The organism is Streptomyces calidiresistens (assembly GCF_014141525.1).
In the GTDB taxonomy this organism is placed as follows: Bacteria; Actinomycetota; Actinomycetes; order Streptomycetales; family Streptomycetaceae; genus Streptomyces; species Streptomyces calidiresistens.
The window spans coordinates 1-11,066 of the sequence record NZ_VKHS01000094.1; the positions used below are offsets into that span (position 1 = coordinate 1).

General features: G+C 73.5%; 12 protein-coding genes. 10 read left to right on the forward strand and 2 right to left on the reverse strand.

Annotation, left to right across the window (positions count from 1 at the left end):
• The 9 genes from FOE67_RS06615 to FOE67_RS06655 all read left to right on the forward strand — a co-directional run.
• Positions 1 to 476 (forward strand): cytidine/deoxycytidylate deaminase family protein (locus tag FOE67_RS06615; protein ID WP_228473621.1); only part of this gene is annotated, 476 nt, incomplete at its 5' end.
• Between the two features lie 397 nt (positions 477 to 873).
• Complete coding sequence (locus tag FOE67_RS06620) at positions 874 to 1,203, forward strand: hypothetical protein (RefSeq protein WP_182661419.1); 330 nt, start codon at positions 874 to 876, stop codon at positions 1,201 to 1,203.
• A 107-nt stretch (positions 1,204 to 1,310) separates the two neighbouring features.
• On the forward strand, positions 1,311 to 2,096 hold the full coding sequence (locus tag FOE67_RS06625; RefSeq protein WP_438874191.1) for an ABC transporter ATP-binding protein: 786 nt from the start codon (positions 1,311 to 1,313) through the stop codon (positions 2,094 to 2,096).
• Entirely contained in the window at positions 2,093 to 3,379 is a 1,287-nt protein-coding gene (locus FOE67_RS06630; protein ID WP_182661421.1) for a hypothetical protein, read from the forward strand. Before FOE67_RS06625 ends, FOE67_RS06630 begins: the two co-directional genes overlap by 4 nt.
• Complete coding sequence (locus FOE67_RS06635) at positions 3,372 to 4,061, forward strand: hypothetical protein (protein ID WP_182661423.1); 690 nt, start codon at positions 3,372 to 3,374, stop codon at positions 4,059 to 4,061. The genes FOE67_RS06630 and FOE67_RS06635 overlap by 8 nt, the downstream gene beginning before the upstream one ends.
• A 213-nt stretch (positions 4,062 to 4,274) precedes the next feature.
• Positions 4,275 to 4,931 carry a DUF433 domain-containing protein gene (locus tag FOE67_RS06640; RefSeq protein WP_143617526.1) on the forward strand — a complete coding sequence of 219 codons (657 nt, stop codon included), beginning with the start codon at positions 4,275 to 4,277 and terminating at the stop codon, positions 4,929 to 4,931.
• Between the two features lie 43 nt (positions 4,932 to 4,974).
• Positions 4,975 to 5,124, forward strand: a complete 150-nt coding sequence (locus FOE67_RS28980; RefSeq protein WP_267133307.1) for a PIN-like domain-containing protein — start codon at positions 4,975 to 4,977, stop codon at positions 5,122 to 5,124.
• A 237-nt stretch (positions 5,125 to 5,361) separates the two neighbouring features.
• Positions 5,362 to 6,573: a MerR family transcriptional regulator gene (locus tag FOE67_RS06650; protein ID WP_182661425.1), complete on the forward strand. Its 1,212-nt coding sequence runs from the start codon at positions 5,362 to 5,364 to the stop codon at positions 6,571 to 6,573.
• A gap of 61 nt (positions 6,574 to 6,634) precedes the next feature.
• Positions 6,635 to 7,312 (forward strand): hypothetical protein, encoded by a 678-nt coding sequence (locus tag FOE67_RS06655; RefSeq protein ID WP_182661427.1) that lies wholly within the window; start codon positions 6,635 to 6,637, stop codon positions 7,310 to 7,312.
• Between the two features lie 36 nt (positions 7,313 to 7,348).
• On the opposite strand, the gene FOE67_RS06660 is transcribed toward FOE67_RS06655, so the two are convergent.
• Entirely contained in the window at positions 7,349 to 8,050 is a 702-nt protein-coding gene (locus FOE67_RS06660; protein WP_182661429.1) for a TetR/AcrR family transcriptional regulator, read from the reverse strand.
• A gap of 82 nt (positions 8,051 to 8,132) precedes the next feature.
• Here FOE67_RS06660 and FOE67_RS06665 point away from each other — a divergent pair, with 82 nt between their 5' ends.
• The gene (locus FOE67_RS06665; RefSeq protein ID WP_182661431.1) at positions 8,133 to 9,047 is read left to right on the forward strand and encodes an alpha/beta fold hydrolase; all 915 of its coding nucleotides are present in this window, start codon (positions 8,133 to 8,135) and stop codon (positions 9,045 to 9,047) included.
• 103 nt (positions 9,048 to 9,150) lie between these two features.
• Here the strand turns inward: FOE67_RS06665 and FOE67_RS06670 are convergent, their stop codons facing one another.
• On the reverse strand, positions 9,151 to 10,449 hold the full coding sequence (locus FOE67_RS06670) for an outer membrane protein assembly factor BamB family protein (RefSeq protein WP_182661433.1): 1,299 nt from the start codon (positions 10,447 to 10,449) through the stop codon (positions 9,151 to 9,153).
• Positions 10,450 to 11,066 lie beyond the last annotated feature (617 nt).

Genomic DNA, 11,066 nt, shown 5'->3' on the forward strand with positions numbered 1-11,066 from the left:
ACCCCGCCGTCATCCCCCATCCCGCCACCGCTTCAACCGACGAACGCCGGCTGCGCGAGGCGGTGGAGCTGGCCCGGCGGTGTCCGCCGTCCACCACCGCCTTCTCGGTCGGCGCGGTGATCACGGGGGAGGACGGCGAGGTGTTGGCCACCGGTTGGTCGCGGGAGACCGACCCGCGCGTGCACGCCGAGGAGGCCGCCCTCGCCAAGCTGCCGCCGGGGGACGAGCGGCTGACCCGGGCCACGGTGTACAGCTCGCTGGAGCCGTGCAGTCGGCGGGCGTCCCGTCCGCTGTCCTGCACCCGGCTGATCCTCGCCGCCCGCGTTCCCCGGGTGGTCTTCGCCTGGCGCGAGCCGTCGCTCTTCGTGGACTGCGAGGGTGCCGAGATCCTGCGCGGCGCCGGCGTCGAGGTGATCGAGCTGCCGCACCTCGCCCCCCTGGTCCGCGCCGCCAACGCCCACCTGCTCGGCGGGTGACCGAACGGGAGAGGGGAGACCGAGGGGGAACGGTCGTTCGGGGGGTGGACGGAGAGTGATTCCGGCCGTTTCCGGGCCGGTTCCCGTCTCACCCATCCGGATGCACGGCGGGGGACCCCACCCCGTCCGGACGGGGTGGGGTCCCCCTCTCCTCACCGCCCGGCGTCGTCCACCCGGGTGAACGGGTCGGGTCATATGCCCGGCCGGGGCCGGCCGGTAATGGCGCTTGTCGCCACCCGCCGTGACGGGCACGATGAGCCGCGTCCACGGAAGATCACCGGGGCTTCGACCCGCCCACCTCGATGCTCCTTTTCCAGCAGGTCTCCCATCGCGTTTCCCACTGCGTTTCCCACCACATTTCCCGCCACACCACCCTGCTCCGAGGAGAGGTAGGTCCATGGCGAAGAAGTCCATGATCCCCGGCGGTGTCGCGGCGTTGCTGCTCGGCGCCGTCGTGCTGCTCGGGTCCGTCCCGGCGGCGCAGGCGGCCGGTTCGAGTGCCCGGCTCAACAACTGCTGGTCCACCTGGGGCAGCACCGGGACGGCCGCCCACTGCGTCAACACCTCGGTGACCGGTGACTACCGGAACGAGGCCCACTGCGGTGGGATCGACTACAACAGGGCCTCCGGGTGGCACCGGATCGCCAAGGGCTCCACGGTCGATCCCTGGGGCAGGTTGGAGTGCGCCTGGTCGATCAGATCCTCCGACCTGGCGTTCCGGTACTGATACCGGTCCCGATCCGGCCGGCGGTGAACCGGCCGGGGTGACGTTGTTCCAGAGGTTTCCGGGCCGTGCGCTCCCTCGGGAGCGCACGGCCCATTTCCCGTGGGGGTGTGGTTGTGCGGTCGGTTGTTCGGGTCTCGGGTCTGACGCAGGGGTACGGCAGGGACCCGGTGATCTCCGGGCTCGACCTGGAGTTGGGGCCGGGCATCACCGGTCTCCTGGGGCCCAACGGCGCGGGAAAGAGCACGCTCCTGCGCACGCTGGCCACGGTGACCCCTCCCCTGGAGGGGGAGGTGCACGTGCTCGGCGAGCACGTGCGCTCCGAGCGCACGGCGCGGGCCGCGCGCCGGGAGATCGGCTACCTCCCGCAGGACTTCGGTTACTTCGGGCACTACTCCGTCCACGACTTCGTGCGGTACTGCGCCTGGCTCCGGGAGGTGCCCTCGGCGCGGATCGCGGAGGCGACACGCACCGCCCTGCGGCGGGTCGGTCTCGCCGAGCGGTCCGGGGTGCGGATGAGGACGCTCTCCGGCGGGATGATCCGCCGGGCGGGGATCGCCGCCGCCGTGGTGGGCTCCCCGGCCCTGGTGCTGCTGGACGAGCCCACCGTCGGCCTGGACCCGGCCCAACGGCTGGAGTTCCGGGAACTGGTGCGTTCCCTCGACGGCTCGGCCGTCGTGCTCAGCACCCATCTCGTGGAGGACGTGGCCGCCGTCTGCGAGCGGGTGCTCGTCCTCGACGGCGGGAGCGTCCGCTTCACGGGCACTCCCGCGGAACTGGCCGAGCGTGCCGTGCCGGAAGCCCCCGGCGACACCGAGTTGGAGCGCGGCTACATGGCCGTCCTCGGTGCGGCGCCGGGGGCGATGGGAACGACGGCGACGGGGGCGACGGCGTGACGGGGCGGATCCTCCTCGCGGAACTGCGTCACTCGCCCCTGCGGTGGGCCTGGCCCGTCCTGGTGGCGATCGACCTCTTCGCGCTCTTCGGTCGGTCCGATCACTGGATCGGTGTCTGGTCGCAGACCAGCGCGGCCGCGCAGGTGCCGGCCTTCTACCTGGGCCCGGCGATGGCGGCCCTGGCGGCGTGGACGGCGGCCCGGCGCCGCCGGGAGAACGCCGGCGGGTGGATGGACGCCGCAGCGCGCCCCGCCCCGGTGATGGAGTGCGTCCACCTCGGCATCACCCTCGCCTACGGGGTGACGGCCTACGGGGTCGGCGTGATCGCCGCCGTGGCGGTGACCCTCCCCGGGGGTGGAACCCACTTCTTCTGGCCCGGGTACGTGCTGCTCGGTCTCGTCGTGATCGTGCTGTGCACCGGCGTGGGGCACGCCGTGGGCAGGGCCGGCACCTCGCTGGTGGCCGCCCCCTTGGGCACGGCGCTCGTCCTGTTCGTCCTCTTCTCCTTCTTCGGGTTCGTACCGCAGGGCGCGGAGTGGGGGCTCGGCCTCATGGTCGTCTCCGGCTATCCCGACGTGGTCACGGCAGCCGGCCCGATGCTGGCCAGGAGTGCTCTGGCGCTCGCGGTGGTGCTCGTCGCCGTGGCGGTCGGGCGGCGGCTGCGCTCGACCCCGGGGCGGCCCGGGTGGCCCGGCGTCCCCGCCACGGCACTCGCCGCCTGCGGATTCCTCGCGGTGTCGGTGGTGGGCTTCGCGACGGCGGGTCCGGTCCTCCAGCAGCGCGGCGTTCCCGACGAACCGCTGTGCACCTCACACGAACCCCGGGTGTGCCTGTGGCCGGAGAGCCGCAAGTACCTGGAGGAAGCCGAGCTGATGAGCCGGCGGGTGGCAGCCCTTCCCGCCGATCTCTTCACCTCGCCGGCCGCCTTCCACGAGACCGGCCTGCGGGGGGAGACCACGATGGGCTCGGGCTTCCACATCCGCGAGGGCGAGATGTGGGAGGTCGCCACCTCGCTGGCGATCAGGGTGCAGGAGATGTCCACCCCGCCCTACTGCGACGCGGTCACCTTCGACGAGGACGAGAAACGGTGGGCGGCGGACATGGAGCTGATCTCCTGGCTGACCGCGCGCATCGCGGGCGGGGGGAAGCCGCCCACCGTGCACGGTGGCCCGCCGGGGGTGGACGAGAAGACCGTCCACGCGATCGTCGCCGAACCCGAGGAGGTACAGGCGGCCTGGGCCGGGGAACGCCTCGCGACGATCCGGGAGACCCGCTGTGCCTGACCTGCGGAGCCGCCTGCGGCTGTGTCACCCGACGGGCGTGGCCCTCGGCGCGGCGGGACTGCTCGCGGCCCTGGTGTGGCTGGGCGGGGTCGCCATGCCGGTGCCCGTCGCGACCGGTGGGGACTCGACGGTGCAGCTGCGGATGATCGTGGTGTTGGCCGGCGCGATCCTGGTCGCGGTGCCGATGCGCAGCCCCATGGCCGACTGGGAGGCCGGCGCCGGACCCCGGGCACGCCGGGTGGAGTTGACGCTGTTGGCCGTTCTCGCGTCGGCCGGTGCGGTCCTCGTCGGGGTGGGCGAGGCGCTGGTCCGGTCCCCGGAGTCGGCGGCCTCGCTGCTGCGGGCCCAGCTGATCTGGCTGAGCCTGGCGGTGGTCTCCGCCCGGCTGCTCGGGGGGTGGTCACGGGCGTGGGTCCTGCCGTTGGCGACGATCTTCCCCCTCACCTACCTCGGCTGGGACGCGGCGGGGGAGGTGCGCTGGTGGAACTGGCTGTGGCAGCCGCACACGGCGGCGGGGTGCTGGGCCCTGGCCGCCGTGAGCCTCACCGGGGCGGTCCTCGCCCTGTGGGCCACCCCGTGGCGGACGCGCCGGCTGCGCGGCCGTCCCCGCCGGGGGCGCGGGGCACCCCGGGCCGTGCCTGCCCGGCCCGGGAACCGGACGAAGGAGCCCGCCGCCCGCTGAGCGACGGGGCGTCGGCGGTCGACGCCCGGCGGCACGGTCGGGCGCCCGGCCGTCTTTTCCGTCACTCTTTCGAGTGTGATTCGGTACGCTGATTCCTTATTCTCGGCAGCAGGAGAGGTGATTTCCACGGCAGGGTGACGTGCGTGTCGGTCTCGTGTGCCACACTTCTTTACTGGTGGGGGTGATATTCGTGAAGCCGAAAGGAGGCATGGCATGACGGACAGATTCGAGGAGGCTTTCCTGACCCGGTCGGAGACCGCTTCTCACCTTCAGATCCCGTGTTCGACCCTGAACAGTTGGCTCAGGGGGGAGGCAGCCGGTGCCCCCCTTGTACACGAGGTGGAGGCCGAGCGAGCCAAGCAGCCCACGATTCCCTTCGTGGGTGTCGCCGAGGCGTACGTACTCCGCTCATTGCGGGATCTCGGCCTGAGGATGAGCGAGATCCGCGAGGCGGCCTCGGCGGTACGAGCCGCTTTCCACACCCCGTACGGGTTGGTGTCCCGGCGCATCGCCACCGACGGGGTGGACATCTTCATCGAGCACGGCTTGGGGGACCTGCGGCGGGCTCGGGACGGGCAGGGCGCCATCCGGGAAGTGGTCGCGGATCACCTGCGATACCTCTCCTGGGAGGCGGGCGACGAGTTCCCCTCGGGGATCCGGCTTCGGCAGTATCCGGCGGAGGTGCCGGTGATCCTCGATCCGCGCTTCGGGCACGGGCGCCCGGTGATCGAGTCGAACCGGGTGCCCGTGACGGCCGTGGCCGACCTCTGGGAGGCGGGGGAGAGCGTCGAGGAGATCGCATACGAGTACGACATGACGCCGGAGCAGGTGGACCTGTTGTGCCGGGCCGTGGTGCGTCTTGCCGCCTGAGTTCTTCCTCGACCGCAATCTCGGGCGGCGGGTCTCGGAGGAGTTGAGGGCCCGGGGGTGGGTGGTCCATCGGATCGGTGATGTTTATGCGGACGATGGTCAGGATGTGCCGGATGAGGAGTGGATCTCTCTCGGTCTCCGGCGTGGATGGGTACCTCTCGAAAGACGGTCGTATCAGAGGAAGGGATCGTGAATGCGGTCCCTTGCGTGAACATTCCGGTGTTCTCTTCTATCTCGACAATCAGCAGTTGCGGTCCACGGTGATAATCGATCGTTTTGATTCGTGTCGTCCCCTCATTCTTGAGGCGCTTGAGAAAGGTGGCCCGGCGGCGTACGCGGTGCGGGCGGATGGGATCGAGCAGACCTGGCCGTGAACTCCCGGCGGGCTCCGGTTGACCTTCGGGTTGGTCGAAGGGTCACGATCGGAACCATGGACGGCCACACGGACCTGCTGGGGATCGGTGCCTTCGCCCGCCGCGTCGGGCTGACGCCGAGCGCCCTGCGCTTCTACGACGACTGCCGCGTGTTGCGACCCGCGCACGTGGATCCCCTGACCGGCTACCGGTACTACGCCCCCGATCAGGAACGGCGCGGTCGGTCGCTGCGGACACTGCGCGAGGCGGGCGTCCCCCTGGCGGAGGCCACCGTGGTGCCGGCCGGCTCCCGCACGGAGGCGGTGGCCGTCCTGGAACGGCATCGCCGGCGGACGCGGGAGCGGACGCGCGTCGCGGAGGCGGCGCTCGACGAACTGCTCGCCGCCGTGACGGGCGCGGGACCCGGGAGCAGTGGCACCGGTGGATGGGGGACGGAACCGGTCGGCCCCGACCGGCCCCCGCCCGACCCCGACGGAACCACGCGGGTGCGGCTGGACGGCCTCGAACTGGCCGGGTCGGTGCGGCAGGTGGTGCCGTCGGTCGAGCGGACCGGTGAGCACCCCGTGCTCGGCTGCGTCCTGATCGAGGTCGGTGGCGCGGGCGGCGTCGGGGACGATCGGAACGGTGAGGCCGGCGAGGTACGGTTCGTCGCCACCGACCGGTACCGCCTGGCGGTGAGGTCCCTCGTCCCCCGGGGGCTCTCCGGGCCCCGGCGGGCGGTCCCGGTGCCGGCGGACGCCCTGGTGGAACTGGCCACCGGCGCGGTGCGAACCGACACCGTGGAGCTGGTGCTCCCCGCCTCCGATCGCGACGGAGTGCTCGTCCGGGGCGTGCCGGGGACGACGCGCCTGCCGGTGGGCGAGGGGGAGTACCCCGACCACCGGATGGTGCTCGACGGGATCGGCCCGCCCCGGCACCGCGTCGTCACCGACCGCCCGGCGCTGCTCGTCGCTCTGCGCGACCGGGAGGGCGCCCCCGGGGTTGTCCTGACGCCCGGCCGCGACACCGTCGCCGTCGCGGCGGTCGATGGGCCCGGAGAGGCGGAACCCGTTCATCTTCCCGCCGTGTGGCGCGGGGAGGGCCGGCTGCGGATCGGCTTCGACCCCACCGTGCTCGCCCGTGCGCTGGAGGCCGGGATCGGCCCGGACGTGCTGCTGGAGGTGGTGGACGAGCGCTCCCCGGTCGTCGTGCGCTCCGCCGACCAGGGCGGCTTCACCACGCTGGTCATGCCCGTAGCCCTCCCCGGCGATGGCCGGCCCGTCCGGTGAGTGCCCGTCACCACCTTTCCGTCACCCCGAGTCCTTCCACGAGTTCACCGGGAGCCGAAGCATGGATCCGAACAACCCCGTCGTCCGCCTGTGCGGCGAGGGCATGACCGCCGAGGCCGAGGGGCGGGAGGAGGAGGCCCGCGAGTTGTTCCGGCGTGCGTGGGATGCCGCCTCCGACGACTGGGAGGCGTGCGTCGCCGCCCACTACCTCGCCCGGCACCAACCCGGTCCGGAGGAGACCCTGCACTGGAACCGTGAGTGTCTGCGCCTGGCCGAACGGGTGGGGGACGACCGGGTGCGCGGCTTTCACGCCTCCCTGCACGGCTCGATCGGCCGCGCGCTGTTGGAACTCGGCAGGTCCGGGGAGGCCGGACCCTACTTCGCGGCGGCGGCCGATCGCCTGGCGGACCTCCCGCCGGGGCCGTACGCCGACTGGCTGCGGTTGTGCGTGGCCAGGGGGCTGCGGGAGACCGACCCCGGGCCGGCGAACACCCCGGCGGAGGAACAACTGAACGCCCTGGTCGCAGCCTGGTGCGCCCGCGCCGACCTCGACGCGCTCGCCCTGGTGCTGCCGGCCCTGCGCGGCGATCCGCGCATCCCGGGGGACGGTGAACGCCTCACCATCGTGTTGCGGATGCTCCTTGCCGAGCGGCGTCTCCCGGCCGGGGAGCGGGAGACGCTCACCGCCGTGATCGCCGCCCGGACGAACCCGGAGCGCGCCGACGCCCCGGCCGGGTGAGGGCCGGGGTGGCCGGGGTCGTGGTCGGGGTGCCGGTCAGGGGCTCGGGAGGGTGACGAGACCGGTGAGCACCCGGTGCATCGTTCGCTCGAACAGTGCCCCGGGGTCCTCCGGCGGATTCGGCGCGGTCGCGTCGGCCATGGCGGCCGCGAGGTGCGGGTGCCCGCCCCGGGCGACCGTCTCGCCGAGGTGGGCGGCCTGTGCCGCTCGACGGTCGGAGCCCGCGTCCTCGCTCCGGAGTTCCACCCGGGCGAACTGGGCGACCAGGGCGTTCATCAGGGCGACGATCTCCAGCTTGGTTCCGCCCGGTAGCCGGACGTCCGCCAGCGCCCGCAGCGCGTATTCCAGGTAGTCCAGGCCGCGGGGGCCGAGTCGGAGGGCTTCCGGCGGGATGTCGGACAGCCAGGGGTGCCGCACGTGAACGGCCCTGGTCCTGTTCGCCAGGGCGACGAGGTCCGCGACGGGGTCGCCGCGGAGCGGGACGTCGAGGTCGATCTCCCCGGTCGCCGCGTCCGCCATCAGGTCGAGCAGGTCGTCGCGGCCGGAGACATAGCGGTACAGGGACGCCGGACCGGTGCCGAGGGCGCCGGCCACCCGACGCATCGACACCGCCGACAGGCCGTCCCGGTCGGCGAGCTGGATGGCGGCGACGGTCAACTCCCGGCGGCTGTGCGCGGCCGCCGGACCACGGGTTCCGCGTTCGGGGCGTGTCCACACGACCGAGGGTTCGTCGCCCACTGCCTCACCTGCCCCTCCGCTCCCGTGGCGTTTCCCCTATCCTAGAAACCGCGAACACTGATCGCAGTTTTGGGAGGTTCCCGTGTCCCCGTCCCCCACCTGCTTGTGGAGCCCGGTTCGCCGGGCCGAGAACGGCCCGGTGCGGCTCGCCTTCGACTCGCTGACCGAGGGAGCCGACGGCGAGCCGCTGCTGCTGGCCACCGGCCTCGGTGCCAACCGGCGGTGGATCCCGGACGGCCTGTGCCGGATGCTGGCCGCGCGCGGCTTCGCGGTGGCCCGATACGACCAGCGCGACGGCGGGGAGTCGACCCACCTGCCGCCGACCGCCACCCGCAACCCCCTCTCCGCCCTGATGGCCGGGCGCAGCGAGGCGTACACGGCCGAGGACATGGCCGACGACGCCGTAGCCGTGATGGACGCCCTGGGGTGGGCGTCGGCGCACCTGATGGGCGTCTCCCTCGGCGGGGCCATCGCGCAGCGGGTGGCGCTCCGGCACCCGGACCGCGTACGAACGCTGATCACCGTGGCCGCCGTTCCGGGGGACGCCTCCGGTCTGCGGGCCGTGCGTCACATCCGGCTGCGGACCCTGGCGAAGTTCGCCCGTCTGAGGTTCCCGGACACCCCGGAGGGGTCGGTGGCGGCCGGCCTCGCCGTCTCCCGTCTCCTCGCCTCGCCGAACCGCCCCTTCGACGAGACGGCCGCGCGGGAGGCTGCCGAACGCAACCCCGACAGCGGTATGCGGGATCGGGAGGCCCAGAGCCGACAGATCGGCGCCCGGTGGCACGGCCCGCCGATCGACGACATCACCCGGCCCACGCTGGTGCTGCACGGGGCGGACGACCCCCTCATCAAGCCCGGTGCGGCGCGGGAGATCGCCTCCCGGATCCCGGGCTCGCGCCTGGTGCTCCTGCCGGGGGTCGGCCACGAACTGCCCGAGAGCTCCTGGGAGACGGTCGCCACCGAAATCCATCGGCTGGCCCGCAGCGCCGCACGGTAGCCCCGTTCCCGGAGCGTGCCGACGCCCCGGCCGGGTGAGGACTTCGGGCCGGGGTGTCGGGGCGGTGTAGAGGCGGGCGGCGGGGGCCGTTCGCCGGGTGGGGTCAGTCCGCGCGGGGGTGCAGGGTGAGGACGGGCCCCTCCCGCACCACGCCGAAGCCGGAGCCGAAGAGGGCCGGGGCGACGCCGCTGTCCTCGTTCACCACCTCGCCGTCGGCGGCGTTCACGGCGACGGGCGGCGCGTCCTCGCCCCGGTCGACGAAGACGATGCCCTCGTCGGTGCCGGTGGGCACGCCGCTCCATCCGTCGTCGTCGCGGGACAGGCTCCACAGCACCGCCCCGTCGGCGTCCACGGCCACGGCACCGGAGTCGGCGCCGCACACCACGATGTCGGTGGTCGGGTCGTGCACGCAGTGCGGTGAGCCCGTCGGCAGGCCGTCCTCGTCGGTGGCGAGCAGGGAGCCGTCGGCGGTGGAGACCAGCGCGGACTTCAGGCCGTCGGGCAGACCGACGCGCAGCACGGGGCCGAAGCCCGCCCCGCCGTTGGTCTCGTCGTCGGCCCTGCGCCACACCACCGACCCGTCGACCGGGGAGAGGCCGGCCAGCGGGCCCATCAGTCCGCCGTCCACGATCTCGCGGGCGATGATCACGTCCTCGTGCACGGCGAGGGAGAAGTGCGCGTCGGTGTCGCTCCAGGCGACCGCCGCGTCCGGCACCGAGATCGCGTAGGTGCTGCTCATCATCCGGTCCTTGACGATCTGCAGGATCAGCAGGTCGTCGTGGTATCCGAGCAGCGAGGTGGAGGCCGAGACCCGGGGCGGGGCGGCGCCCCACTCCTCCGGGACGAAGGCGGCGTTCCAGACCCGCTCGCCGGTCCCGGCGTCGGCGGCGATGATCTCCAGGCCCTCGCCGGCGGGGAGTTGGACGGGGAAGCCGGAGAAGACGACCGGCGTGCCGTCCACCTCGCCCGCGAGGGGGGTCTGAACGGAGCGCACACCGGCCTGTGCCTGGTCCAGGGAGTCCTCGGGGATGGTGTCGGGGACCTGGATGACGGGGTGCTCGGGTTCGGCGCGGCCGGTCTCCGTGCCCTCGGCGTCGAAGCGGGTCAGACCGGTGTGGTCGGCGAGGAAGACGGCGTCGCCGAGGACGGCGGCCGGCATCGGTGGGGTGAACGCCTCCTCGGTGAGGATCGCGGCGGGCTCCGCGGCGAAGGCCGGGGGAGCCTCCGGCTCCTCCTCCACCACCACCGTTTCGGCGCCGCTCGCGTCGTCGCCGCCTGCTCCGGCCGCGTCCTCCCCGCCGCCGGAGCAGGCGGCGAGCAGGGCGACGCCCAGCAGGGCGGTCCCCGCGACGCGTGTGCGGCGGCCCCGCCGGACGCCCGTCCTCCGTGTCCCCGTGCGCATGTCTCCCGCCCCTTCGTGTCGGCCCCGGCGGCCCTGCGGCGGCCCACGTCCGTCCGTGCGTCGCCGCGTGTCGGCACGCGCGGGCCCTGCGCCGGGGTGTCGATTCGGTTGCCGATCGATCACTCGTCGTGTTCGTCGCATGAACCTATCAACCTCCCCCGGGCGTACGGGAAGAGGGGCCGTGCCGCTCCGGGGAGCGCCCGTTTCCGCATGTCGGTCGGGGAGTGGCCCCCGGCCGGGTTGCCCGGTGTGTCACGATCGGGGTCCGCGCCGGCCCGACGCACCACCCACCGGCACGGCCGGTCCCGGAGGCACCCCGGAGACCGGGGAGGCACCGGGGAGTCGCGGAGGAGGTGTGCCGTGGAGGCTTCACCCGCGCGGGGACGCCCGGCTCCGTCGGGCCCCGATCGCGGTGCGGGGCAGTCCGCCCCGGCCCGGCCGTCCGCGTCATCCCGCCCGTCCGTGCCGTCCGTGCCGTCCGTGCCGTCCGGCCCGTCGTTCCCCGTCCTCTCCGCCATCGAGGAGCGACTGGACCACCCCGGCGCGCGTGGTCTCGCGCACGCCGTCGTCCGCGCGGTGCGCGACGGCGCCCTGGCCCCCGGGACCCGCCTGCCCCC